The organism is Actinomadura meyerae, assembly GCF_900188445.1.
GTDB classification, from domain to species: Bacteria; Actinomycetota; Actinomycetes; order Streptosporangiales; family Streptosporangiaceae; genus Spirillospora; species Spirillospora meyerae.
In genome coordinates this window covers 16,352-40,250 of the sequence record NZ_FZOR01000017.1, presented here as the reverse complement: position 1 = coordinate 40,250, position 23,899 = coordinate 16,352, and the positions used below count along the sequence as shown (strand labels likewise).

The window sequence follows — 23,899 nt, the reverse complement described above, 5'->3', positions numbered from 1 at the left end:
CGCTGGCCGCAGCTCCGCCCGGACTGCTAACAGCGGCCGGGGCTGCACACCACGCCCTGACGGGGCCCACGCTGCCGCAGAGCATCCACGTTACGGCCTGCGGTGCCCCGGCGCCGGGTCCTTCAACGCGTTCCTCGTCTTCGCTGCTCGGGCCCGGCCCACGCCGATCCAGTGGTCCAGCAGTCCCCGGTCCGCGCCGGCCTCCATCAGCAGCTCCGCTGCGCCGCGATTCCGCTGCGGATGATCCAGCGGCGCTGTGCCGAGCAGCAGCCCGGCGGCCTCGGCGAGCAGATCCCCGCGCAGCTGGCCGAGCGGGACGTGCGGTGACCCTCGCTGGGGCTGTGGCTTCATGGTCGCGATCGCCCGGAGCTCCTCGACCGCGGCGGCGCGGGCTTCGCCGGTCGGCGGGACCCATCCGGCGAGGCGGCATGCGGCGCCCTGCAGCCGGGCGGTGATGGTCCGATCCTGATGCTGGTGTTGCCCCACAACAACAGAATAGAACGTGTGTTCGATACCCTCTAGACGGAGCCTTCGCTACGACGAACGGCCCCACCCGGAAAGGGGCGGGGCCGTTCGTGCCGGCTAGGTGCGAGGGCCGCCGCACCGGCGGACGAGCGGCCCGAACAGTAGACCTTACGAGCCAGGGTCCCCTTCCGGTTCGCCGCCCTTCGGTGCACCTCCGGACGACCCGCGCTTACGCGCGCCCTGGCAAGGCCGCCACCCTACAGCCGAGGCAGCTTCACCGACCGAACAGCATCCCCCCGCTTGTACTGCGGGTTCGTCGCGGTGGTGAGGCCAAGCGACAGCAGCACCCGCCCAGCGACCGGCCAACGCTTCTCCAGGAACCTCGCCACCGAGTAGTAGGCGCCGGCGACCACCACGGTCACAACGGACGTGGCCGCGACAGGGTCCAAATCCATGCCAACGCGGGCGGCCTGCGCGACGAGCACACCAACGATGTACGGGACGAGGGTGCGGACGATACTCGCGTACAAGATCACTCCACTCTCTCTGGCCAGTGCCACGACCCGCCGGGCCGCTGCCCTTCGGAGTGGCGGCACTTCAGGTTGAAGAACAGGCCCGTCGGGTTCAGCACAGCCAGGTCGACCTCTTCGGGACCGTTCAGGTCGGCGAGGGTCCCGGCCCCCTGCGACGGGTGCACGGCGGTGATGACCGCGGCACGGCACTGGCTGGTGTACTCCCCGCCCGGAGTCCCGTACGAGACGTAGTGCACCATCCGCCCGATGCTCGGCCGCGCCGCAGACACGGCGGCCACTGGCCCCGCGGGTTCGAGGGACTCCGCCATGGTCTTCAGGTGCCGGGCGTCCGCCAACGCGTGGTGCCGGCCCTCGGCCTGCTCGGGCAACGGCGGGTTCCCGAGCCGGGCGACCTCCTGCCTGAGGTCGTTGGTGAACATGGGCACGCCGGCAGGCAGGTCGACCATGCGCCCCCACAGCTGGCACAAGGCGACATGGTCGTGCGCGCCGTACCAGGCCCACAGCTCCACGCCCGGTGTCGCCCGGATGATCTCGGCGACGGCCTGGGCGATCTGCGCGCGGGACCGGACGGCGGGATGGTCGAGGTCGAGCTGCCCGTGGGGCGGCAGCCCATCGCGGTACTGCTTCGGCTCGGTCGTGGGCAGCGACGGCCAGACGTTCTCACGCAGCCACGGATCCTTCAGCAGCTTGCGCTGGTCGAACTCGCTGCTGACGGCGTAGAACTCCCGGCCGTCCTCGGCGACCATGCCGATGCTGACCAGGTCGATCACCTGGCCGTCCTCGATGAACTCGGTGTCGTAGTAGATCCGCACTCGGTCTACGCGCCCGTCTTCCTGGCCGAGAGCTTCGCGGCCAGGGCCTCCGCGACCTGCTCGCCCATGTCGTCGGGGATCGCCGCGGCGAGCCGGTCCGCGATCGCGTCCGGCGACAGCCCGGCCAGCACACCGGCGACGATCGCGGCTTCATCCAGCTCGGCGCCGACCTTGGACGCCACCCCGGCGACCGCGGTCTGCAGCTCCCGCACCCGCTCGTTGATGTCGGTGAGGTGGTTGGCCGGCTTCCACGTCGGGTTCGTCTTGTAGGTGCTGGCGTTCTTCGGCGCGGGGATGCCGTCCCACTCCCACAGGTCTTTCACGCTCGGCATCTCGTCTCCTCCGGTGATGAGCCGGGCGACGTCCGCCCGGAACGCGTTCATGGACACGCTGTGCGGGTCGGGCTTTTGGGTGTTGACCTCCTTGTGGCCCTTCACCCTGCTGGCGGGGAGCCCGAACTCGGCGCACAGTTCGGCGCACAGCCGCTTGTAGGCGTCGAGCTGGACGGCCGGCCACGCCTGCCGGCCGTCGTTCTCGGCCTCGATGCCGAGCGACGCGCTGTTGGTGTGGTTGCTGCTGGTGGACGGGGCGTTGTGCCAGCACCGCCCGGCGGCGATGACGTAGATGCGCCCGGACCGGCCGAGCCCGAAATGGGACAGCGGCCCGTCCAGGCCGGGCCTGCCGTCCCGGACGACGCGAAGGGACGGGTAGTCGCCGCCGCCGGACGCGCCGGCGGTGTGGTGGCACACGATGCCCTGCACGGACGGTTGGGGGCCGTGCCCGCGAGTCGCCCACCCGGCCACTTCGGTGACGGGGTAGCCGGTGCGGCGCGCCACGGCGGCGAGCTGCTTCAGAAACGGCACGGTCAGCCTCCTAGTTGACGATGATCGCGATGACGCTGAGCGTGGCCGACACACCGATGCTGACCACCGCGACGACGATCCCGATCACCGTCAGCCGCCTCGCCGCCGCCTGCGACGCCTCCTCCTGCCGCCGCACCGCCGCCGCGTGGATCCGCTCGTCGCGGGCGTCGAGCTCCTGCCGGGTGATGCGGGTGGCCTCCAGCTGGTCGGCGCGCTCGTCGAGCCGCTCGATCTTGGCGTCCTGGTCGTCGGCGCGGCGGTCGGAATGCTCGGCGCGCTGCACCAGCAGATCCAGCCGGCCCTCGATCCGGGCCATGGCGGCGTCCATGCTGCCGCTGAGCCGGGTGATCGCCAGCTCAAGCCGCGCCTGCCCGGACGTCTGCGGCGGGTCACTCATCGCCGTGTCCCCGCCCGGTCAGCTTGGCCGTGAGGTCCTGGACCCGGCCGGGCTCGTGGCCGGTGAGCCGACGCGCCACATGCGCGGGGAGGCCGATGTGCACGAGCTGCTGGTACTCGACCTCCGCCTGCCGCGCGGCGGCCAGTTCCCGCTCGGCGGCGGCCTGGTCGTTGGCGGCCTGGATCTCGGCGGTGCGGCGCTGCGCCTCCTGCTCGCTGATCGGGACGCACCCGGCCGGCGGCGCAGCCTCAACACCGGCACCGGCCGGGGTGGTGCGGCTGATGACACGACCGTCCGGGTGGGCGTACCACCGCGTCACCTGGGCGGTCATGTGAGGCCCGCCAGCATCAGCGCGTGGACCTGCCACCGCGCCGCCCGCCACCGCGCGTTGCCTGCCCCGTCCCCGACCTCGATGTTCCACGTGTAGGTCTTCGTGCCGCCGGCCGGGATCGGGGCAGCATCGAAAATCGGCTGCACCAGGTCGACGTGGGTGGCGCCCATCGTGGTCCCGCCGGACGGGGCCGGGTTGGTCAGCTGCAGAATCTCGTTGCTGGCGGTGCGGACCGCCGCCGTGGCGCGTGAACCGGCAGGCAGCTCCAGATCCACGTCAGTCGCCAGAAACGGGATCACCATGGCCTCGTAGCAGTCGGACGGGTTGGTGAGGGTGATGCTGGCGGTTTCGATCACCTGGAACGCGGCCGGGACCGCGAGGTTCACCACGGCGGTCTGCCCGAACACCGAAACGCGGGCGGCCTGCGCGCGCGGCGGCACCCACACGCCGCAGTCGGGGTCGATCCGCAGCGGGTTGCCCTGTACGGGCGGGCACGGGTACGGCCACGCCTGCTCAGGCGGGTTGCCGCAGGCCCGGAGCCGGAGCCGCCCCTGCTCGTCGGGGCTGAACTCCGGCCCGACGCATACGGTCGCCACCGGTCTACTCCGCAGGCTCGGCGGGGTCGGCGGGGTCGGCGGGGTCGGCGGGGTCGGCGGGGCCGGTGTAGCCGGAGATTGACCGGGCGACCTCTTCCGACATTCCCGCGTCCAGCAGCTCCCGGTAGACCGCGGCCGCGCGCGCGGCCGCCTCGGCCTCGGCCTGTTCACGGGCCTGCCGTTCAGCGTCCTCGATCCGCTGCTGCTCGGCCTCGTACTCCTCGGCCGTGATCTCCACGGCCCCCGGCGGAGGCACCAGCCCCGACGGCGGGTCGGCCGTGTAGACGGCGAGCCCGCCGCCGGGCAGCCGGTAGTAGACGGTCGTGCTCTCCGGGGTGTGGTCGCGCGCTGCGGCGCCGCTTCGGGCTCTGGCCACGACAGTCCTCCTCTTGATGTCGGGGTGGGTGATGGGCGCGCGTCAGGGCTGCAGCGAGATCAGCGCGGCAACGATCCGCCACTGAACCCGCGAGTAGTACGCCCCGCCCGACCCGCGCGCCACCGCCATCGGCACGCGGATGGTCGCGGTCCCGCCCGCAGGGACCGGCGCCGGCGTCTCGGTGCGCATCACCTGCACGTGGTATCCGAACCGCAGGGTGGTGCCTTCGTTCTGCCACCGGACGTACTCATCGTTGCCAAGCCGCATACTGGCCGCAGCGCCCCCGGGCAAGTTGATGTCAATGTCGGCCTCACACCACGCCAGGACCTGAGCGGGCCGGGCCGGGTCGGGGTTGGTGACGGTGACCGTCGCTTCCCCCGCGTCGGTAATAGCGTCCGGGATGAGCACGTTCAGCCCGGTGATGTTGGCGGTGTTCTCGAAGAACCGCATCCGGGCCGGCGGGTCCGACCGCAGCTCCCCGTTGCTGTCGCAGTAGACACCGCCGGCGGTGCCGGTCAAATCACTCGGGTACGGCCACGGCCGCGTGGCGGCGACCAGCGGCGCGGCGGCCGACCCGTCACCGGCCAGCCCACAGCCGGTGGTGATCTGCGCGCGCAGGCCGCCCGCCACGCACTGCAGCAGGTTCCCCGCGCCGGCGTCCATGACCGGTGAAGCCGTCAGCGGCGTCCCCGCGCCGTCACCGTCCAGGCTGATGCAGGCGGTGTCGCCGGTTGTGACCGGGTTACCGCCACCGACCGGGGCGTACACTCCCCCGTCCGGCCCGATCGACACCGAGTTCCCGGCCTGGCCGGACACCCGCACCCTGATCGTGTTGCCGGCGTCGTCGTACTCCAGCCCATCGGCCAGCGCCTCACCGACACAGTCCTGCACGCTTTCGCAGGTGACGGCCAGGCCGTCGGGCTCCTGGGTGAGCAGGTTCTTCTGGGCGCTGGTGGAGATCCGCGCGGTGGCCGACAGGATGTGCGGGTCAGCTGCCGTACCCGACCCCAGCAGGGTCAGGTCAACGCTGGGGGTGTCGGTGACTTGCAGGTTGCCGCCGGCCTCGGCCGACACAACGTAGGGGTTGCCGGGGGCGCCTGTCCCCGTGACGGTGACTCCCGGCCCAGCTACGACCGCGCAGGAGCACTGCGAACTACACCCACAGCGGGACATGGGAACGCCTCCCCCTCATCGTTCCCGGGGGCGCGGTGACAGCCTCCGGGCGGGTGGGTGGCCCGGCCCATCACCAGCGGCGCTCCCGCTCAGCGTAACTGGCCATGGCGTGTTTCCGGCATTAGCGGCCGTCCGGCGTCCACCGGCACGGCCCCGCGCCCGCGGTGCGGCGGTGGTCTTGTGGTCAGCCGCCCTCTGGGGCGGGGACGGCGACGACGGTGACGTGACCGGTGGCCGCGTGCCGGGCGGTCAGCTCCCCGGCCTCGTTGACCTCCAGCACGTACGCCCCGGCGGGGCCGCCGACGGTGACGCTCGTGCGGGTCTCCAGCCGCCGGAGCCGGTCGAGCACACCGGCCAGCAGCTCCTCGGTGGTGCGGGGCCTGAGCCTGCCCACAGCCATCTCTTCCCTACCCTCCCCTCTTTTCGGGGTACAGACGATAGTCGTAGCCCCACAGTGACGAAACGCCCCCGGAGCAGGCAAGCTCCGGGGTTTTGTCGTTACGGAGGCCAGTCTCCTGTGACTGCAGGGACCGAAGGGGCAGACGCGCAGCAGAGCGTCCCGGCTCTTGAGTCCGGTTTGTGGTGGTGTGCAGGCGTCCTGGGTGCCGTGGGCTCAGGCTGCGGGCGGGGCGATGTGCCCGGTGGGTGTCCAGGTGCCGCGTGGCTTGCGTGTCTTGGGCCGAGCGCGACGGTGGGGTTTTCCGGGGCCGGGCAGCGTGGCGAGCCAGGCGTTGATTTAGCGCTCGTTGGCGTGGGCCAGATGGAAGGCCAGCAGGAGCGTTTGCGCGGCGATGGCGCGGATGCGCCGGTTGCCGCGTGGCGGACCCTCAGCGAGGATCGCAGCGCCACTCAACTCGTCGCGGGGTTACCATCGATGTAATACGGCCTCGGGATGTGACCATGACCACCGTGATCCGCCAGCAGAACGGCGATCTACTGGTCGACATCGGCGCGTCACTGCGTGGCGCGTCCACCCGGGCAACTCGACTATGACCAGTACGCCGTCAACGCGATCGACGCGTCCCAGCTCGCCCCGCGCCCAGGCGAGACCAAAGCATCGGCGCGGGCTTGGTCCGGTGGCCATAGGCGTACCGCGCAGCGTCCGGAGCTACTTTTGGGCCCCCCTATTTGTGGCACCCGACGCATGCCTAGGGGCCTTAGTCAGGGTTCAATCTGCGTAGGCATCCATGTCTCTGGCTGGGACGTTGGCCATGCTGCTGGTAGGCGGCGTCCGGAGGTGCAAGCCCGGATGCCCGCCTACTTGGCATCTCTAGGTCTATGGCGCTATCCCCCTACTCGGGTTACCGTGCTGAAGAACTCGCCGCCGGGACGCGGGAGAGGCGCAGGCTTGCACCCTTCGCCTCCTCAGGGGTCCTGTGGACTCGGCTCAGCGGGCCAGCATCATCACGCCCCGCACCGACCAAGTCCCAGCCAGAGACCTGCGAGGAGCCCCCTCGATGTCCCAACAACAGCCTGACGCTGTTCTCGGCCAGGTTTTGATCACCTTGGCCTTGATCACCAGCGTAGTGATCGTCGTCCTCGGCCTGTTCGTGCTCATCGGATTCGTTGTCCACCGGACCGCCGACAGCCCGTCCCGACGCACCGTAGCGATCCTCGGCGCGATTGGTTCCGTCATCGTGGCGGTACCGCCCATCCTGTACACGCTGCCCTGGATCTACGGCGGCTGATGGAACAAGGCTTCTGGCACGCGCTCGACGAAGCGGAGCGGCATGCACTGCGCGCCGCGGCGCGGCCCCGTCAGTTCGCGGAAAGGGCGCCGCTGGTCTACCAGGGCGACCAGTCCGACCATGTGATCATCATTGAGCGGGGATGGGCCAAGGTCACCTCGTCCACCGAGGACGGCCACGAGGTAGTGCTGGCCGTGCGCGGGCCGGGTGACCTGCTCGCCGAGAGCGCGGTGCTCGGCGGCCGCACCCGCTCGGCGACGGTGACGGCGCTGTCTCCGGTTCGCGCGCTGGTAGTCCCGGCTGGCCGGTTCACCGGTTTCCTGGACGAGCACCCGCAAGTCTGGAAGCTCGTCAGCGGCACGTTCGTGCAGCGCATCGAGGACGCCGACCGGCGGCTGCAGGAGCACGTCATCCGCCGCGCACCCCAGCGGCTCGCGGGGCTGCTGGCCCACCTTGCCGAGCGCTCGGCACAGCACGTCCCACCCGCGCCGGACGGGTCGATCGCGATCGGGCCGCCGCTGTCTCAGGGAGAGCTTGGCAGCTGGATGGACGCCTCCCGCGAGACAGTCGCTCGATCACTCAACTCGCTGCGCCGGGCTGGTCTTATCCGCACCGGCTGGCGCACGATCACCGTTGTCGACCTGCCCGGCCTCCGGGCGATGGCCGCAGGCCAGCCAACGTCTGAGCCACGAGCCCAGTACGAATCCTCACAACCTTTGCCCCCACCCCACCAGCTCAGCAATGCTGAATGGAGAGTGGCAAAGTTGGCCGCTGAAGGGCTGACCAACCGGCAGATAGCGGTGCGGCTTTCCATCACCATGAGCACCGTTGAGCAGCACCTCACCCGCGTGTACCGCAAGCTCAACCTGACTTCGCGCGCAGAAATCTCCAGTGCACTACCGTCGCTCGAACCCGGCGAAGCGTCTCCCTAGTCGCCGTTGGGTTCGCTGCTGGCAGTACCTGCGGACAGCAGCGGCGGCAGGGCCTCTAGCCGCGCCAGGAAATCCACCGTGGCGCCGCTCGGCGTGCCTGGGCCCGCGACGAAGATCAGTGCCCAGTGCGGCCAGACGGTCCGGGCTGGTGGCCCACAACGCAGCAGGTGTCACCGTGTCCAGCACCACCGGGGCCATGCAGAACGCACACGCCGCAGCCGCGAGGCAGGAGGTCCCGCCTATCTGATCGACCTGTCCGCCTGGGGCAATCTCCAGCCGCCAGCCGCCGGGTAGGACGTGAGCCCTCCTTCGACGAGAGCGACATCCATGAATGGGCGGCGAACCGTCCGGGCCGCGGGTCCTCCCGCGAGCTGGCGCTCACCGGAGAGGGCAAACCCACCCACCGTGCAAGTTGGACCCTATGCCACGCTCTCCACCGCTCCCACGACGGAGAGTGGAAGATGATCTTCCTTGGCTTGGAACCAGCGGGGCGCGGACTTCACCTTGGCACTGATCAGAGAGTCTCGTCAGAACCCCCTATTTCTAGTAGTCGGGGCCGGCACCCAACGGCGCGAGCGTGATCTGGACGGCCTCGTTCCCGTTGCCGTAGGAAACCTCGACCCGGGTCAGCTGCAGCACCGCGGTGACGGGCCGGCACAGGTCGGTGGCGGCGACAGGGATCACCACGCCCGGCACCAACGATTCGATGGTGACGGGCGCGTCGGGGGTGAGCTGCGCCCCGGCCGGCACCTCCAGGATGAGCGGGGCCGGGTCCCCGGCGCGCACCAGCGCGTCGGCCTCGTACTGCGCGGACCCCGCGTCCTTGATCTGCTGCTCCTTCACCAGGGTTTCCAGCAGCCCGCACACGCCGACACCGCCCGAGGTCGCGGTGACGCCCTCCCCCGTGACGATCGCGCGGGTCGTGGCCGACAGGCCGTCCTCGATCACCTTCAGGTCGCCGGCGAAATGCTCGTCGGTCAGCGTCGCCAGACGGCCCAACGGCTCCTGCCCGGACAGGATGATGCGGTGCCCGACCGCGGTGAAGTCGATCCCGCCGCGCGCCAGCTCCTGCAGCTCGGTGAACGCGTAGGTGGTGTCGGGCTCGTACCGGCGTTCCCCGGTGACGCCGGAGGGCCGGACCGTCAGATACGGCAGCACGTTCGGGTCGTCGGGCTCGAACGCGTCCCGCACGATGTGCTCGGCGATCGCCGTCAAGTCCGCAGCGCCGGCACCGGTCGGGGTGTAGTCGATCAGGTTGTGGATCACCCGGTGCGACAGCCACGCGGTGACGTCCCGCGCCGTGAACTCGGTGACTGCCCTCGACGCGGTCGGCCGCACGACCGGGCCCTGCCACACCATGGCCCCGTCCCGGTAGATGCACATGTCGTGGCACCAGGACCGGATGTCGGCCAGCGCGCTGCAACAGTCGGGATCGTCGCCGGGGAACGTGACGGTCGCCTCGGAGGTGTCGTCCAGGACACGGCCCCACTTCACCGACGAGGCGTCCAGCGCGGGCCCGGTCGACGCCCCGCCGTACCGGTCGGTGAAACCGACCTGGTAGTCCTCCGCGCAGCCCAGCACACTCATGCCGGTCACACCTCCCGGGAGATGACGCGGACGGTGATCTCCGCGTCCGCCGCGATGGTCGCGGCGTCAGCTTCGACACACGCGATGTACGGGACACCGCAGTCCAGGACGGGCCAGGTGTAGGGGCCGCCGTTGTCGCCCGACACCGCGGCGGCGGCGGGCACCTCGTCGGAGCCGGGGCAGGTCACGGTGACCTGCCGGCGGGTGCCGTCGACGCGGAGGGTGGAGTAGGCGGGGATGGCGGTGATGTTCAGCTCGGCGCAGTACCCGCATTCGTCCAGGTCGTCGACGCTCGGCAGCCCGAGCGGGTTGGGGTAGAACCGCACCCGCACGCTCCGCAGCGTCTGCCCGCCCGCGTAGATCTCCAGGTCGGCGACGACATCCGACCAGATCGGCGTCAGAACGGCGCTGGGGATCTCCACGCAGTGGCGGCGGCGGGTCAGCGGCTCGCAGGCGCACGGGTTGTGCACCACCGGCAGCGGCGGCGGCAGCGTCGGCGCGCACCCCATCTCGGCCAGGGTGGTGTCCAGACAGGACGGCGCGGACGGCCCGCACCCGCCCCCGCTGGTGTCGGTGCAGGAGGGGTCGGTGACCCATTCCACGCACCCGATCTCCGCGTCGTCCAACGTCCAGGTTTCGCCCGGCTCGGTGACGGTGACCGGTTCCCGCAGCGCGTGAGGGCGGCCCGCAACCAACGTGAACTCGACCTCGGCGGCGGGGCAGGTCTGGCAGCAGGAGCAGGCGCCGCCGACGCTGCCGGTCTTCGTCGGCCCCGACACCAGCGCCACCTCCCGCAGCGTCCGCCAGTACGGTTCCGCGCAGTCGGCGTAGGAGGTGAAGCCGGGCGCGTCCTCGCAGATGGTCGGGCAGCACGTCAGATACACCAGGTCGTCTCCCCGGCAGCCGCCGCCGGGCCCGCAGTTCATCGACCCCCGCAACGCCGCCGCGAGCCACCGCATCCCGTAGTCGATGCCGCAGCACGACGACCCCAGCAGCACACCGGTCACGGTGATCGTCCGAGGCCCGTACCGGCGCCGCCCGATCACCGCGCCGTCCCCGATCCGGTCGGACACCTCCCGCGAGGCGGGCGCAGCGTCCAACCCCTCAATGCTGGTGATCAGCAACCCCGCGAACTCCCACGACTCGGGGACGGCCGGGTCGACCCACGCCGGCGGCGACTCGGTGTCCAACTCCGGGCGCCGATACTCGGGGTCGCCCAACACCTGCGCCAGGTCCGGGCAGCCGCAGTCCCCGACCGACATGGTGTGCGGCTTGAGACCGTTGCGGGCGTAGGCGGTGGTCCGGGCGCTGTTAGCTATCTCGGTCCCGCCGAGACAGAGATAGTCGAGGGCTGCCACATCGCCTCCCTAATCGTCGGGGTTCATCGGGTGACCCGCGCGGCGATCCGCTCGGACACAGCTCGGGCCGCGGCCTCGGGGTCGGGGGTGGGGATGGTGAGGTTCACCGGCGCGTTCACCGTGGTGTTCCGGACCACATGGGGGCGGGTCCGCCACCCGTCACCCCACCGGCCCCCGCCCGGCCCGGACGCGCCGGCGGCGGGGCGGGCGGGTTCCAGCGGCGCGACCCGCCGCCCGGCCGGGGCCAGGACGGGCGCGAGCCGCTGCGCTGCGGGGGCCCGCACCGCGGACGCCATCGCCGCCTGGATCGCGGGCGCCATCTGCTCCAGCCCCAGCAGGTAGCCGGCGAGGGTGTCCTCACCGAGCCCGGACATCACCCGCGACGGCGACTTGATCTTCAGGGTCTTCTTCACGGTGCGGGCGACCTGCTCGGCGAGCCGGGTCATCAGCTTGGTGATCTCTTTCTCCTGCGATCTCAAGCCGGTGAGGAACCCGTCCCCGGCGCGTTTGCCTGCGTCGAACAGCAGGTCGGCGGCCTGGTTGCCCATGCTCTTGGAGGTCGCGGCGATCGCCGCCTGGGTGTCGTTGAGCTCCTTGATGGTGGAGTTGCTGCCTGCGGCGATCGCGCGGGCCAGCTCGGCGCCCTGCTCGGGCCCCGCCGCGATCAGCTGCTCCACCAGGTCCTTCGACAGGCCGCGGCGGGCAAGGTCGTTGAGGTCGCGTTGGAACTGCTGCAGCTGCTTCAACCGGTCCTTGAGCTGGTCGGCCAGGCCACGGGAGGTGACGGGCGTGTCGGGGCCGTCGGCGGTCAGATCGCCGGCGGCGCCGGTGAGGGAGGCGAACTGCCGCACGCTCTGGGCGACCTCGGCGGCCTTGTCGTTGGCGGCCTTGATCTGCTCGGCGATCGTGCTGCGCTGCTTGGCGAGCGCCTGCAGCTTGGTGTTGGTGTTGCGGACCAGCGCGATCAGCCGGTCATCGGTCTTGGTGCGTTTCCCGCGCTTCCCGGCGAACGCCTTGGTGATCAACGAGACGAGCTTGTCGGCCGTGGATTGGATCTTGGACGCCTCACCGGTCATGCCCTGCACGAACCCCTGCGCAGTGAACCGCCCGATGTCGCGGAACACCTTCGACGGCGACCCGATCTTCAGAATGGAGCGGGCCTGGTTGATCGCGTCGCGGATCGGGCCGGTCACCGCCGACACCATCTGCCCGGCCATGGAGCGGGCACCGGAAATGAACCCGCTCATCGCCGCCCGCCCCACCCCGGCGAGCTGCCCCGCCAGGCCGCTCAACGCGCCGACGATGCGGCCCGGGAGGCCCCGCACAACCCCGACCGCACGGCCCGCCCCACTGGAGAGGGCGGAGGTGAGGCGGCTCATCGACGACGACCCGCGCGACGCCAGCAGCCCCGGCAGCGACGCCAGCGCGCCCGCGATCCGGCCCGGCAGCCCCCGCACGAACGCGACCGCCCGCTCGCCCCCCGACGCCAGCGCGGACCGCAGCTGCCCCATCGCCTGCGACCCGCGCTGGAACAGGTAGATGCCCAGCGCCGCCAACCCGGCGGCGATCCGGATCGGCATGCTCAGCACGTAGCCGATCACGGTGCCGAGCCCGGTGACCAGGCCGCTCAGCAGCCCCGTCATCGCCTGCAGCCCGGCGTTGACCATCGCCGGGGCCAGCCCGGCCAGCCATCCGAGCAGCCGCCCCGGCAGCGACGCGAGGAACTCCCCGAGCCGGGTCAGCAGCGTCTGCGCGACGGTGAGCAGCAGCTGCCCGACAGCGGCGATGATGCCGGGCGCGGCCTGCGCCGTCGCCTGCGCCACCGCGAGGCTGATCTGCGCGATCGCGCGGACGATGATCGGGGTCAGCTTGGGGATCTGCTCCACGACCGCCAGGCCGACATCCAAGATCAGGCTGATCAGGCTGTTCTGCAGCCCGCCGCCGCTGCCGCCGGCTGCGGCTCCGCCAGCGGCGTCGCCGACGGCCTGCCCGAGCCCTTGGGAGATCCGCTGCGACAGCTGCGCCAGCACCTGCGGGATCACCTCACCCGCCCTGGTGATCATGCGGGTCAACGCGTCCGACAGGCGTGTGGCCAGGCCCGGCAGGTGCTGGGCGACCGCGTCCCCGGCCCGGCGGATCCCGTCGGCCGCCATCCGCAGCAGAACCGAGTTGACCTGCTCGAACACGCTCATCAGCTGCTGGGCGAGCTGCGGCCCGTGGCTGGTGAGCGCGTTGAACGCGCTGCCGAGCATCGCCTGCAGCGTTGATGCGATCCGCGGGCCCTCAGTCGACAGGGCTTGTGCCGCGCCGGATACGGCGGTGCGCAGCGCCGCAGCTATCTGGGGGGCCTGCTCACGCAGCGCCCCGAACGCCTCCCGCAGCCCGGCCGCCAGGGAGCGGGCGAACGCCGGTATCCCGACGGCGGCCCGCTGCAGCCCGGCCTGCACCGCCGCACCGAGCTGGGACAGAGGGCCCGGCACCGCGGCGATCGCCGTGGCGATGCCCGACAAGATCCCGGTGATCAGCCGAGGCACGAGCCGCAGCCCGGCCGACACGGCGGTGCCGAGCCCGGACACGATCGCCGACCCGAGCTGCCGCAGCGCCGCGACCGGCCCCTCGCTCCGGAACGTGTTCAGCAGGCTCGCGCCGAACTGTTGGAGCCGGCCGAACCCCTCGACCACGATGTCGCGGAGCCGCGCGAACGCGGCACGGACCGGTTCCAGCCGCGACAGCACGAACCCCAGCGCGAGTGCTATCCCGACGATGACCGCGCCGATCGGGTGCCGTGCGACCGCCGCGACCAGGCTCTTGCCGAGCGACATCGCGCCCTTGCCGGCCAGTTTCAGCACCGGCAGCAGGGACCGCAGGGCGGTGCCCCACGCGCCGGTCGCGATCCGCACCAGGATCAGCTGCGCGATCAAGGGGCCCAGCGCCGCACCCAGCGGCGAGGCCAGCAGCGCCGCCAACGCCGACGCGACGACCCGCAGGACCGGCGCGAGCGCGGCCGCGACGACCGCCAGGGACCGTAGCGCCGACACCAGCGCACCGGACAGGGCGGGGATCAGCGGCGCGACCGCGGCCAGGACCTCGCCGAGCGCGTCCCCGAGCTGCCCGAGCGCGCCGGAGGAGGCGACCTCTTCGACGGCCTGCCGGATCCCCTGAACGACGGGGAGCAGGCCGCGGCCGACCCCTTCAAGGGCGGGGACCAGGCCCTGGATGGCGGCGGTGAGGGTCGGGCCGATCTGTTCGGCGAGCCCGGCGATGATCGGTGCGAGGGTGGCGAGGCCGCCGATGAGGGCCTGGAGGACGGGGCTGGTCTGCGCGGCGATCGCGTTCATGCCGCGGAACACCGCGACCAGCTGCTCCTGCCCGCGCGCGGAGTTGACGAACGCGGCCATGGAGTCGGCGAGGCGGCCGACAGCGCCGAGCGCCCCACCGGACGCCTGCTGTATGGCGCGGAACACCCCGGCGACGACACGGCCCAGGTCGGCGAGCAGCGCCCCCAGGGCGCGGACTGCGGCAGTGCCCTCCCGCACCCACCGCAGCGCGTTACCGCCGGCGGCGGCCTCCCCCAGGAAGTTCGCGAGCCTGCCCAACGCGCCGTCGATCGCGCCGCCCAGGCCGTCGAAGCCGGGCAGTGTCGCCCGCACGAACTGGGAGAACGACCCGAGCAGGTTGGTGATGGTGTCCGACCGGACCGACGCGAGCGTGCCGCGCAGCGCACCGAACACGTCCCGGACCAGGTCAGCGGCCTCCGCCGACCGGCCGAACGTCGTCACCGACCGGGTCAGCCGCCCGAACTCTGCGGCGGTGGCGGTCATGCCGCGTTTCAGCGGCCCGGCCAGGTTCCGCGCAACGGCGGTGATCTCACCGTCGAGCTGGTCGAAGAACGCGCCCTGCACGCTGGTGCGGAGATCGTCCAGGCGGGGCTTGAGCGCCCGGACCTCCCGCGCCGCCTTCGCCGCCGACGGCGCCAGCCCCTCCAGCGCCTCCTCGAACTCGGCGGCGTCGCCGGTCAGCGCGGCGGTGAACGCGTCACCGACCCCGGCCAGCGCAACCTTCAGCGTCGCGAACGCCGCCGCCGCCATCAGCACCGCCGCCGGCGCGGCAGCGATGATCTCGAACGACGGTGCGACGACCGCTGCGACACCGCCGGCGACGGCGACCAGGCCCGACAGGGCCGCGCCGAGCGCGCCGACCGCGGCCGCCGCACCGGCCAGCATCGTGAACGTCCGCAGCAGCCGCGTCATCGACTCGCCGACGCGGTCACCGTCCCCGATGCGGCGGAACACCCGCCCGACCCGGTCGGCGGTGTCGCGGGCCCGCCGCACCAGCAGCCGGAACTGCACGTTGTCGATCCGGCGCAGCGCCCGCTCGGCCTGCTCGCTGTTGCCGCGGAACGCCTGCCACACCGCCCGGCCGGCCTGCCGCGCCTCACCGCCCAGCCGCCGGAACCTGGTCTGGTTGAGCCGTTCGGCCTGCCGGCGGGAACGTTCCAGCTCGAACGCCAGCCGCTGAATCTCTTCGTGGTTGCCGAACCGTTCGACCTCGTCGGCGGCGCGGCGAGTCTGGTTGCCGAGGCGTTCCATGTCCCGGAACGCGCGCTCGGCGTGCTCGGAGATCCGCCGGATCTGCCCGGGGTCCATCCGGGAGAACGCGCCCTCGCCCTGGTGCGCCTGCCGGATCAGCTCCTGCATTTGGCCGCGGGCCCGGTCGGCCTCCTCGGCGACCCTGCGCAGCTGCCGGGGGTCCATGTCCTGCATGGCCTGCTCGGCGCGGCGCGCTACCTGCTCAAGCTGGTCGACGCGGCGGGCAGCGGACCCGGCGCCTTCGCCGATCTCGCGGCGCAGGGACCGGCCGGTCTCCTCGGCCTGCCGCGACACGCGCCGCAGGTCCTCGCGCATCTCGTCGGCGGACTCGTCGACGGCCTGCTGGAGGCGACGCCGAAGGTCGTCGTCGAAATCGCCGGTCTCGGCGATGATCTCGACCGCGGCCTCGCCCAGCGTCCGCATCCGGCACCCCAAGTGCTCAAGGGGCCCGGCCCAACGCCAGCGGCTGAAACTGTTCTCAGGCTAGCCGGGAGCCTTGCGGCTGCGGCGGTTTGAGCAGCCCTTCCGACCGGGCAGCGCCCATCGCCGCCATGAACGAGGCGCCCTCCCGCTCGGCCATCCACTCCTGCGCCTGCGGGGACGGGGCACGCACCAGTTCCGGCGGCGGCAGCGTCAGCTTGTGGTCGAGCCGGTCACGGGCCTTGTCGTCAGCGCCCTCGACCAGCCACGCGTAGATGACGTTGCAGGCGCGGGCGGGCGCGGTGTCGATCAGGACGGCCAGGTCCACGCCGGCGGTCAGGCAGGTCCCGTCCAGCAGCTCCCAGTGCGCGTCAGCGGTCACCAGGAGCCGCTGCGCGACCCACCACGGGCGGCCGGTCGCGGCCTGCACGAGCGTCTCGGCGACGTGCCGCAGGTCGGGCAGGCCCAGATCATCGTGGGGGTCCATCAGCCGCCCGAACAGCTCCCCGGCGTCGTGGGTGATGTCCAGCAGCAGGTTCACCTGCCAGTGCTCGTAGGCGAGCCGCTCCAGCAGCGGCCACCACGACCCGGTCAGCTCATACACGTCGCCGTCGAGCTGGTAGGAGCGGGGCGGCCCGGCATGGGCGGCGCGGGACGGACGCTCCACCCTTCTGCACCCCCTCGGCGGGGGTTAGCGGCGCCGTGCCGGGGTGCGGCGCCGGCGGCGGACGGGCGGTTTCCCGGTGCCCTTGCGTCGGCCCCACGCCTTCGCGATCGCCTTCGTGACCTCCAGCAGGTCCTCGAACTCGAAATCGTCCTCACGGTCGAGGAAACGCTGGGTGATGCGGTTGCTGGAGTCGGAGGTCAGGGCGTTGTCGCAGAACTGCAGGATGGCGTTGAACCGGTCACCGTCCGACAGGCCCCGCGAGGACGCGGTGGTGAGGAACACCAGCGCCTCATCGGTCGGCTTCACCGAGTAGTAGATCTCCCCGTCGACCTCGAGCGGGATCTTCTCCTGCTCGTCGGCGGTGGGCCGGTCCTTCTTGGTGGTGGTGAAGACCAGCTCGGGCTCGACGTCGACCTCCTCAACCTCGTCGTCATCGAGCTCGTCGTCGAGGTCGAGGTCGAGGTCGGCGTCGTGGTCCAGGTCGTGCCCGTCGCCCTGGCCGGGATCGAGGTCGTCGGTATGCGGGCCCTCCGCCGGCGCGGCGGTCTTCGGCGACCGCGACCGCGAGGTGCCGGCCCGCGCCCCTCCACGAGAAGAGGAGGAGGAGGAGGGGGTGTTGGTGGTGGGTTTGGAAGCGGGCATCGGCGGGCCGCCCCTTCTAGTGGAGGCTTCGGCCCGGCCCATCGCCAGCGGCCCACCCCGTCAGGCTAGTACTCCACCACCGGGTACGGCACAGCTTCCCGCAGCGCCCGCACCAGCCACTCGTCCCCCTTCACACCCTTGACCTCCCGCGCGAACACCACACCGGACGCGCCCTTGGGCGTGAACACCAGGAACCGGCCGTTCTTCGGCCGGATCGGGCGGCCGCGCGGCCCGTACACGCCGGTCCCCTCATGCAGCCACAGCCCGACCTTCGACCGGGTGCCGACCCAGCCGATCACCAGCGTGCCCCGGGTCCGGACGTTGGAGTGGATGCTGGCGCGGGTCCGGCCGGTGTCGACCCGGATGTTCCGCTTCCCGAGCGTCTCGGTCCGGCGCGTCAACGTCCGGACGTGTTCGTCTACCGGGCCGCCCCGCCCCCGCAGCATGTGGTTGAGCGCGGCCTGGTTGATCCGCACCCGCGCCGCCATGTCACACCCCGCCCGAGCCCGGCGCGGGCACGATACGGCGGCGCGGCGGGCGCGGGGAGACGACCGGCCGCGCCGACGGCGGCACCACCCCGCCCCCGCCCGGCCGTGTGGTTTTCGGGTGGGCGCGTTCCACCGGCACCGGATCCCCCTCGGGGGTGGTCAACGTCAGGTAGCCGTGCGAGGCCGCGCCCCGCACCGTCCCGGTCAGCTCGACCTCCTGGACGTGGCCGCGGCGCCGCCCCCACAGGCGGGTGTTCCATGTCGCCACCACCACGACCGGCGGGGCCGTCTCATCACTGCTCATGACCCCGACGGTAGCCGCGCGGCGGTCACGCGCAGCGGCTGTCCTTGCGCCGTTTCGCGGCGATCTGCTCCACCGTCCCCGACCGGTACTCGGCCAGCACCTCCTTGTCGGGCACGTACACCCACCGGCCGGCCTCGTGCGTGAACCGGTAGGTGAACCCCATCCCGACCCGTTCGGCCCGCACGACCGCGACCGTGCCCTCAAGCCGGACCTTCTTCAGCGTGATCGGCACACCCTCAGCCGCGGGCCTGCACAGTTCGTTCAACCGCAGGTAGCCGGCGCGGCTCATCGTCTTCTGCGCCTCACCTGACCACAGGTCCCACGCCGCGCCGTAGTCCCCGGAGGAGAACGCCTCGAACATCTCGCTCGCGGCGGCCTTCGCGGCCTGCTCGGTGACCGGCTCAGCCGACGGCGCCGGTGACGACGGAGTCACTGCCGGGGTCGGGGCGGTGCCGGCCTCGGCGGGGGCCTTGTCGCCCCCGCACCCGGCCACAGCCACAGCCACGGCCACAGCGGTGAGGGGAACAGCGAACGAGCGCAGCATCGTAGGGCTCCTCAAAAGGGGAAGGTGACTTAGGGTGGTGTCGGGTGACACCCTGCCGCCCGTGGCGCGGTGCGGGGGCTGGTTTACCGAAACCCGCCGAGCATGTGACCGGATCCGGCAGCGGCGGCGCAGCCCGTACCGGCAAGCAGATATGAGGCGGGGTTGTGGCCCGGGGCTAGGCGGGCTGGAAGCCCGGCTCGGCCTCCAGGTCGGGGCAGCACTCGTCGAACCGGACGAGCAGCCGCATCGTGCCGCCCCCGCAGCCGCCTTCGGACTCCAGTGGCTCGTACTCCCCCGGCACCGACTGCGTCCCCTCCTCGGGGAAGCAGCACACTGCCGCAGCCCGCATCGCCGCCGCGTCCGAGGCGAGTTTCTCGGCGTCGGCCCAGATCCGTTGGCACGGCGGCGGGTTGCCCTGGTCGTCGAGGGTCGCGACACAGCGGTAGACGCCCATCACCAGCTCGGCCGCCCAGCCGCCGCCCGCCCCGCACGGCTCCACCTGCGTCGCCGGGGCCGGGAACCGACCGGAGGTGGGGTAGATCCGGTCGATACGCACCCACGCCTGCCCCTCCCCCGCGCCGGGGCATTCGCAGCAGTAGTCGACCGGGACGACCTTGCCGGGGTAGACGCAGCAGTGGCACACCGGCCCGCCGACGGTGCCCTCCAGCAGCGCACACAGGCAGTCCAGCAGCCGCTCTGCAAGCGGCATCACCGAATCTGAAACAGCGATCTTGGACCTCCACATCTAGAAACGGTGTGAAGGTTCCCGCAGCGGCGGCAACCTTCTGGGCGAACAGCGCGAGCTAGGAGCTCATTAGTTTGCAAAGCAGCTGACCCTGATGGCTCTGCGAGGCATACTAGTGATCGTGGACAGAAGGCACATCGTGAGGTCAATAGCTGAACGCCGTAGACGAACTCAGGCAACTGAACCACCTCCCCGGACTCGCCTGTTCAGCTCACCGATCTTTGTGAGCACTGTCGTTGCCCTGCTGGTCGCATGGTTTACACCATTGCCCCGAGTCGTCAAGGACTTCTTTCTCCCACTGAAGGGAATAGAAGTTTCAGTGATAGATTTGAACAAGCGGTTTGAGGCTCTGTCGATCTCCATGTGCGGCTGGAACTATGTCGACCAACAAGTTCCCTCAAACTTTCATCCCGACGATAAGACAAAGACCATAGAGTTCGCCAAATGGGTCACACGACATCAACTCACCGTTGGTCGATCCAGCGTTCAAGTTGTTCTTTCCACATCAACCAAACCAATATCTCTTATCGACCTGGACGTGGAGATAGTTAGCCGAAGTCGCAACCTTCAGGGCGGAGCGTCATTTTTCATTGACTGCCCTGATTACCACGGACTTCCCTCCATACGGCCATCCTATTACCTCACGGCAGACCTCGACTACGCCCCTCCACTCCTCCTCGCAAAGGACACTCCTAAAGATCTCTACCAAACGCGTCGGCCAATGAAGCCAATGGAGTTCCCTCTGGAAATTCACGCCGAAGAACTGCAGCACCTCTATATTGCAGCTCAGACCTATTACTGCGACTGCACATGGAGGGCAACTCTTACCTGGACTCAGGGCGGCAAAGTTTCCAGAACGATTATAGGCGATAAAAAGAAGCCGTTTAGAGTAGTTGGGGAGGAGCTTCCCATTCCTCAACTAAAATACTCCCCGAAGACCAAGCGCTGGAGTCTTTGCCACGACGGGCCAAAATGCCCAGATCTACGCTTTAACAAGCACGGTGGACTCGAAACAAAGACCTAGTGTCCCAATCATGGCCACGTGGACCTCCGAGCGGGCCGGTGATCCACCGAGTGGATACGGGACCGTCCGCGAAGCCCGTGCGGGTTCACCGACATCACCCACACATCGACCTCGGGGACGCCGGTGAGACCGTCGGCCAGGAACCGCATCGGGTCGATGAACGCCATCGTGACGCCCTCGCGGGTGATCTGCTGCACCCGTTTCGGTAGCCGGCACGCCCCCGACCCCGCGCACGCCTTGATCAGCTCGCACGCGTACACGCCGGCGGCGTACTGCCCGCCCGGCGGCACCGGGATCCCCCACCGGTAGGTGACGGCGAACGCGCCCGGCTCATCCGGCGCCGCCTCCAGGTCCTGGCACAGCGGCCAGCAGTCCCCGTCGGTCCGCACCAGCATCCGGTGGTTGTCGACCCGGTACGCGCCCGCAGGGACGATGTCGCCGTCCACGCGGATCTCCACGATGTCGTGCACCGGGCCCGGCAGCGCGAGCTCGCACAGCTCGCTGCAGGAGCAGTCGGTGGAGCAGCCGCAGCGGGCGTTGTACCACTGCCCGTCCCGGATGTAGGGCGTGAACGGCGCCCCTCCCACCAGCCCGCCGGCGGTGGGTTCGGCGCAGGACCGGCGGCACGGCCGCAACGTCACCTCGCACAGCCCGAACCGCCGTCCCGACAGCCGCCACACCAGCTCGGACGCGACCCGCTGCGCGAACTCCCTGTCCTCTTCCGGGGTGTCGTCCCACTCCGGGCAGCACCCGGCATCGATCGGCCAGTCGCAAGGCTCGGTCCGAATCGCCATCCCCTCCCGCCCCCTCCTCTACCTGCCGGCGGGCCGGCGCCGGAACTGAGGCTGAGGCCGGGCAGGAATGCCGCGGACACTGGGCGGGGCCGTCTCGTACGGGCCGGGGCGCGGGAACGACGCGCGGACGAGCGCGCCGGCGCGGCCGTGCCAGGACACCTGCATCGTCGACAGGAACGTCCCCCGGGTGGGGAACCCGCCGCCGCCGTGAATAACTTTCACGTCCCGGATCTGGTCGCCGCCGATCTGCTCCAGGTTGCCGTACAGGGACCGTTTGTGCAGCACGGGCAGGTGCGCGCCGACGTCCAGGGCCCGCAGCATCCCACTCTTGCGGATCGGGAGGGGGACGTGCAGCTCGTACGACAGCGGGTCCTCGATGCCGAGCGCTTCCATCAGCTCGCGGGTTTCGCGCATGCCGCGCACGTACTTCCCGTTGGCGCGGGTGGCGTAGTACGCCTCGACGTCACGGACGGGGCCGCGGTGCAGGACCGGCACCCGCCGGAGGGGCCGCAGGATGAAGAAGTCGTCGTTGGCGAGGACGAACGGGTCGGACACGTCGGGGTGCTCGCAGGCGGCGCGGACGGCGAGGGTGGTGTTGGCGTACTTGGTGCCTTTCTGCCGGGTGGGGATGTGCTCGACACCGCGGACCCAGGCAGGCCGGTAGCCGACGAGCCAGATCCGGTCGTGCGGCGCGTTCACGGCGATCGACCGCAGCGCGTACCGCAGCTCGTCGGTGGGCTCCGCCTGCTTGACGGGGATCACCCAATCCACCGCTCAACTCCTTCCCCCAGGGGCCCGGCTGTCCGTGCCCGCCCCGGTGAGGCGGGCACGGAGAACTGACGGTGCTGCTCAGGACTCGTCGACGGTGAGCGGCTGGCAGCCGCACACCGCCTCCGGCGGAGCCACGGTCGTCAAGTGGAGATCGAGGTGGTCGGTCGGGCCGATTGGGGTCAGGAGCGGGCCGGGGGTGTTCGCGGCGTCGACCGGGTCGACGTCGTAGGGGCCGACGCCCCACCCGGAACCGACCTTGGTGCGGGCGGTGAACGTGAACGTCGTCCCGTCGTTCTCGATGGTGAAGTCACCGATGATCCCCGACACGAGCCACGGGAGCAGGAAGTACCCCCAGGGCTTGGCGCCGGTCTCGCCGCACGCCTGGCCGGGCACGTCCGACCACAGCTCCAGCGCGAACCCCTCGTCGCACTGCACTTCGGAGGAGATGCGGTTACCGACCGCCTCGCCGGCGTAGTCCAGCACCGTCTCGTACCCCGTCATCAGGCTGAAGAGGTCGGGGTCCACTGCGCAGAACTGGGCCTCGATGTTGATCCACTTCAGCTCCGGGCACCCCTGGTCGCTGATGCAGAGGGTGCCGTCGGCCTTGCGGACCTCGATCTCCTCGCCCTCGGCGATCTCGGGCGAGAACTCCACGCTGATGAACCCGTCGGTCACGACCTGGGAGCAGTCACCTGGGATCGGGATGCCGCAGGCGTCCAGCCGGGTCACGCGCATGCGCCTGCCGCGGACGCTGTTCCAGCACGTCGTCATTGCTGGTCCTCATGGGGAGAGGTCCGTCCGGCCCATCACCAGCAACGACTTGTACGACCTACGCCTCTTAGCGTATCTGTTCGATTTCCGCCGGGGCTGGCTAGCTGCGTGTCGCCTGCGGGGCGCGGGCGGCCTGCACGCGGACCATCTGCCGCTCACGCCGCACACCCGTCACCCGGAACCCTGCGGGGACCGGCCACGCCAGCGCCTCCCCCTTCTCCGACGCCGCCAGCGGCGCCAGATACGCCACCACCCGGTCCACCAGGCCCGCCTCCACGAACGGGACGGCCAGGGTCGGGTGGCCGCCGAGGAACAGGTTCCGGACCCCGCCGGCGTGCAGCTGCGCCAACGCGCCGGCGGGGTCACCGGCTGGGAGCACGGCCGGGAGCCGGAGCACGCCGGGGCCGTGCGCGCCGGGAACGGCCTCGGCGGGCTGCCCGGACGGCCGCAGCACCACGTCCGCGCGCGCCCGCAGCATCTCCGCCTCGGTCAGGTCACGCGGCAGCGGCCGGGGCTGGTGCCTGGACGCCAGATACGCCCACGTCACGGTCGGGCGGGAGGTGTGCAGGCCCATGAACCAGCCGCCGAGCACGGTCAGCGCCTCGGCCTCCAGCACCCTGGCCACGACCTGCGCACCCGCGTCCGCCAGGGCCTGCACGGCACTGCCGCGGGGCCGGGGCAGGGAGGTCACGACCCGGCTGATTCCCGCGTCCAGCAGTTCCTGCGCCCCGTCCTGGTCCGGTTCGAGCGTGATCACGGCGGTGCCGTGCGCGGCTTTCGCGGCGGCGGCGGCCAGGGCGTTGGCCTCCGCGCCCGGGTCACCGGCCCGCAGCCGGTAGCCCTGCCCGACGATCCGGCCGCCCTGGTCGAGGATGACGCAGCCGGCGGGCGGGGCGGGGCTGGTGCGGCCCAGCCCGAACGCCGAGATCGCGATCGCCTGCCGCATCGCGGCCAGCTCGGTCCCGGTCGCAGCATCCGGCGCGGCCAAGGCGACAGGGTCGGCGGGGGCGGTGGTGGTCATGCCCTGAT

At 71.1% G+C, this 23,899-nt stretch carries 26 protein-coding genes; 3 read left to right on the top strand and 23 right to left on the bottom strand.

From position 1 onward, the window contains the following. Positions 1-90 precede the first annotated feature (90 nt). The 10 genes from CHF16_RS18740 to CHF16_RS18695 all read right to left on the bottom strand — a co-directional run bounded on the left by CHF16_RS18740 (position 91) and on the right by CHF16_RS18695 (position 5,940). Positions 91-486 carry a hypothetical protein gene (locus tag CHF16_RS18740; RefSeq protein ID WP_089327361.1) on the bottom strand — a complete coding sequence of 132 codons (396 nt, stop codon included), beginning with the start codon at positions 484-486 and terminating at the stop codon, positions 91-93. A 236-nt stretch (positions 487-722) separates the two neighbouring features. Next, a complete protein-coding gene (locus CHF16_RS18735) occupies positions 723-995 on the bottom strand; it encodes a hypothetical protein (RefSeq protein WP_218826728.1) in 273 nt (90 codons plus the stop codon). A gap of 2 nt (positions 996-997) precedes the next feature. Next, the gene (locus CHF16_RS18730; RefSeq protein WP_089327360.1) at positions 998-1,810 is read right to left on the bottom strand and encodes a 3'-5' exoribonuclease; all 813 of its coding nucleotides are present in this window, start codon (positions 1,808-1,810) and stop codon (positions 998-1,000) included. Positions 1,811-1,815: 5 nt separating this feature from the next. Continuing rightward, positions 1,816-2,673: a peptidoglycan recognition protein family protein gene (locus CHF16_RS18725; protein ID WP_179271588.1), complete on the bottom strand. Its 858-nt coding sequence runs from the start codon at positions 2,671-2,673 to the stop codon at positions 1,816-1,818. Between the two features lie 10 nt (positions 2,674-2,683). Continuing rightward, complete coding sequence (locus CHF16_RS18720) at positions 2,684-3,070, bottom strand: hypothetical protein (RefSeq protein WP_089327358.1); 387 nt, start codon at positions 3,068-3,070, stop codon at positions 2,684-2,686. Beyond that, a complete protein-coding gene (locus CHF16_RS18715) occupies positions 3,063-3,401 on the bottom strand; it encodes a hypothetical protein (protein ID WP_089327357.1) in 339 nt (112 codons plus the stop codon). Before CHF16_RS18715 ends, CHF16_RS18720 begins: the two co-directional genes overlap by 8 nt. Then, positions 3,398-3,997, bottom strand: coding sequence for a hypothetical protein (locus CHF16_RS18710; RefSeq protein ID WP_089327356.1), 600 nt, complete (start codon positions 3,995-3,997; stop codon positions 3,398-3,400). The genes CHF16_RS18715 and CHF16_RS18710 overlap by 4 nt, the downstream gene beginning before the upstream one ends. Before the next feature lie 4 nt (positions 3,998-4,001). Then, the gene (locus CHF16_RS18705; protein ID WP_089327355.1) at positions 4,002-4,373 is read right to left on the bottom strand and encodes a hypothetical protein; all 372 of its coding nucleotides are present in this window, start codon (positions 4,371-4,373) and stop codon (positions 4,002-4,004) included. Between the two features lie 42 nt (positions 4,374-4,415). After that, positions 4,416-5,447 carry a hypothetical protein gene (locus CHF16_RS18700; protein ID WP_089327354.1) on the bottom strand — a complete coding sequence of 344 codons (1,032 nt, stop codon included), beginning with the start codon at positions 5,445-5,447 and terminating at the stop codon, positions 4,416-4,418. A 283-nt stretch (positions 5,448-5,730) separates the two neighbouring features. Continuing rightward, positions 5,731-5,940: a hypothetical protein gene (locus tag CHF16_RS18695; protein WP_089327353.1), complete on the bottom strand. Its 210-nt coding sequence runs from the start codon at positions 5,938-5,940 to the stop codon at positions 5,731-5,733. A gap of 1,063 nt (positions 5,941-7,003) precedes the next feature. Here CHF16_RS18695 and CHF16_RS18690 point away from each other — a divergent pair. Further along, entirely contained in the window at positions 7,004-7,234 is a 231-nt protein-coding gene (locus CHF16_RS18690; RefSeq protein WP_089327352.1) for a hypothetical protein, read from the top strand. Beyond that, positions 7,234-8,166: a cyclic nucleotide-binding domain-containing protein gene (locus CHF16_RS18685; protein ID WP_089327351.1), complete on the top strand. Its 933-nt coding sequence runs from the start codon at positions 7,234-7,236 to the stop codon at positions 8,164-8,166. The genes CHF16_RS18690 and CHF16_RS18685 overlap by 1 nt, the downstream gene beginning before the upstream one ends. Before the next feature lie 543 nt (positions 8,167-8,709). On the opposite strand, the gene CHF16_RS18680 is transcribed toward CHF16_RS18685, so the two are convergent. The 9 genes from CHF16_RS18680 to CHF16_RS18640 all read right to left on the bottom strand — a co-directional run bounded on the left by CHF16_RS18680 (position 8,710) and on the right by CHF16_RS18640 (position 19,474). Next, positions 8,710-9,753, bottom strand: a complete 1,044-nt coding sequence (locus CHF16_RS18680) for a hypothetical protein (protein WP_143228043.1) — start codon at positions 9,751-9,753, stop codon at positions 8,710-8,712. 5 nt (positions 9,754-9,758) lie between these two features. Continuing rightward, a complete protein-coding gene (locus CHF16_RS18675; protein ID WP_089327349.1) occupies positions 9,759-11,111 on the bottom strand; it encodes a hypothetical protein in 1,353 nt (450 codons plus the stop codon). Positions 11,112-11,134: 23 nt separating this feature from the next. Continuing rightward, complete coding sequence (locus CHF16_RS18670; RefSeq protein ID WP_089327348.1) at positions 11,135-16,123, bottom strand: hypothetical protein; 4,989 nt, start codon at positions 16,121-16,123, stop codon at positions 11,135-11,137. 55 nt (positions 16,124-16,178) lie between these two features. Beyond that, positions 16,179-16,787 carry a hypothetical protein gene (locus CHF16_RS18665; RefSeq protein ID WP_089327347.1) on the bottom strand — a complete coding sequence of 203 codons (609 nt, stop codon included), beginning with the start codon at positions 16,785-16,787 and terminating at the stop codon, positions 16,179-16,181. A 24-nt stretch (positions 16,788-16,811) separates the two neighbouring features. Continuing rightward, positions 16,812-17,429, bottom strand: a complete 618-nt coding sequence (locus tag CHF16_RS18660; RefSeq protein WP_089327346.1) for a hypothetical protein — start codon at positions 17,427-17,429, stop codon at positions 16,812-16,814. A gap of 65 nt (positions 17,430-17,494) precedes the next feature. Continuing rightward, complete coding sequence (locus CHF16_RS18655) at positions 17,495-17,917, bottom strand: hypothetical protein (protein WP_089327345.1); 423 nt, start codon at positions 17,915-17,917, stop codon at positions 17,495-17,497. A gap of 1 nt (position 17,918) precedes the next feature. After that, a complete protein-coding gene (locus tag CHF16_RS18650) occupies positions 17,919-18,221 on the bottom strand; it encodes a hypothetical protein (RefSeq protein ID WP_143228042.1) in 303 nt (100 codons plus the stop codon). Positions 18,222-18,246: 25 nt separating this feature from the next. Continuing rightward, positions 18,247-18,726: a hypothetical protein gene (locus tag CHF16_RS18645; protein ID WP_143228041.1), complete on the bottom strand. Its 480-nt coding sequence runs from the start codon at positions 18,724-18,726 to the stop codon at positions 18,247-18,249. A 214-nt stretch (positions 18,727-18,940) separates the two neighbouring features. Then, positions 18,941-19,474, bottom strand: a complete 534-nt coding sequence (locus tag CHF16_RS18640) for a hypothetical protein (protein ID WP_089327342.1) — start codon at positions 19,472-19,474, stop codon at positions 18,941-18,943. Positions 19,475-19,631: 157 nt separating this feature from the next. Here CHF16_RS18640 and CHF16_RS39540 point away from each other — a divergent pair, with 157 nt between their 5' ends. Further along, on the top strand, positions 19,632-20,534 hold the full coding sequence (locus tag CHF16_RS39540; protein ID WP_143228040.1) for a hypothetical protein: 903 nt from the start codon (positions 19,632-19,634) through the stop codon (positions 20,532-20,534). An 8-nt stretch (positions 20,535-20,542) separates the two neighbouring features. Here CHF16_RS39540 and CHF16_RS18635 read toward each other — a convergent pair whose 3' ends face one another. The 4 genes from CHF16_RS18635 to CHF16_RS40915 all read right to left on the bottom strand — a co-directional run bounded on the left by CHF16_RS18635 (position 20,543) and on the right by CHF16_RS40915 (position 23,891). Continuing rightward, positions 20,543-21,328 carry a hypothetical protein gene (locus CHF16_RS18635; RefSeq protein WP_218826727.1) on the bottom strand — a complete coding sequence of 262 codons (786 nt, stop codon included), beginning with the start codon at positions 21,326-21,328 and terminating at the stop codon, positions 20,543-20,545. 18 nt (positions 21,329-21,346) lie between these two features. After that, the gene (locus CHF16_RS18630; protein WP_179271587.1) at positions 21,347-22,099 is read right to left on the bottom strand and encodes a hypothetical protein; all 753 of its coding nucleotides are present in this window, start codon (positions 22,097-22,099) and stop codon (positions 21,347-21,349) included. 78 nt (positions 22,100-22,177) lie between these two features. Beyond that, positions 22,178-22,870, bottom strand: coding sequence for a hypothetical protein (locus CHF16_RS18625; RefSeq protein WP_089327341.1), 693 nt, complete (start codon positions 22,868-22,870; stop codon positions 22,178-22,180). 100 nt (positions 22,871-22,970) lie between these two features. Continuing rightward, entirely contained in the window at positions 22,971-23,891 is a 921-nt protein-coding gene (locus tag CHF16_RS40915; RefSeq protein WP_218826726.1) for a dihydrofolate reductase family protein, read from the bottom strand. Positions 23,892-23,899: the final 8 nt, after the last annotated feature.

What these genes read in the sequence shown, in the direction of transcription:
- CHF16_RS18720 (WP_089327358.1), bottom strand. Translation starts at nt 3,070, where the DNA reads ATGAGTGACCCGCCGCAGACGTCCGGGCAGGCGCGGCTTGAGCTGGCG.
- CHF16_RS18715 (WP_089327357.1), bottom strand. Translation starts at nt 3,401, where the DNA reads ATGACCGCCCAGGTGACGCGGTGGTACGCCCACCCGGACGGTCGTGTC.
- CHF16_RS18690 (WP_089327352.1), top strand. Translation starts at nt 7,004, where the DNA reads ATGTCCCAACAACAGCCTGACGCTGTTCTCGGCCAGGTTTTGATCACC.
- CHF16_RS18685 (WP_089327351.1), top strand. Translation starts at nt 7,234, where the DNA reads ATGGAACAAGGCTTCTGGCACGCGCTCGACGAAGCGGAGCGGCATGCA.
- CHF16_RS18680 (WP_143228043.1), bottom strand. Translation starts at nt 9,753, where the DNA reads ATGAGTGTGCTGGGCTGCGCGGAGGACTACCAGGTCGGTTTCACCGAC.
- CHF16_RS18670 (WP_089327348.1), bottom strand. Translation starts at nt 16,123, where the DNA reads ATGCGGACGCTGGGCGAGGCCGCGGTCGAGATCATCGCCGAGACCGGC.
- CHF16_RS18660 (WP_089327346.1), bottom strand. Translation starts at nt 17,429, where the DNA reads ATGCCCGCTTCCAAACCCACCACCAACACCCCCTCCTCCTCCTCCTCT.
- CHF16_RS18655 (WP_089327345.1), bottom strand. Translation starts at nt 17,917, where the DNA reads ATGGCGGCGCGGGTGCGGATCAACCAGGCCGCGCTCAACCACATGCTG.
- CHF16_RS18650 (WP_143228042.1), bottom strand. Translation starts at nt 18,221, where the DNA reads ATGAGCAGTGATGAGACGGCCCCGCCGGTCGTGGTGGTGGCGACATGG.
- CHF16_RS18640 (WP_089327342.1), bottom strand. Translation starts at nt 19,474, where the DNA reads ATGCCGCTTGCAGAGCGGCTGCTGGACTGCCTGTGTGCGCTGCTGGAG.
- CHF16_RS18635 (WP_218826727.1), bottom strand. Translation starts at nt 21,328, where the DNA reads ATGGCGATTCGGACCGAGCCTTGCGACTGGCCGATCGATGCCGGGTGC.
- CHF16_RS18625 (WP_089327341.1), bottom strand. Translation starts at nt 22,870, where the DNA reads ATGACGACGTGCTGGAACAGCGTCCGCGGCAGGCGCATGCGCGTGACC.
- CHF16_RS40915 (WP_218826726.1), bottom strand. Translation starts at nt 23,891, where the DNA reads ATGACCACCACCGCCCCCGCCGACCCTGTCGCCTTGGCCGCGCCGGAT.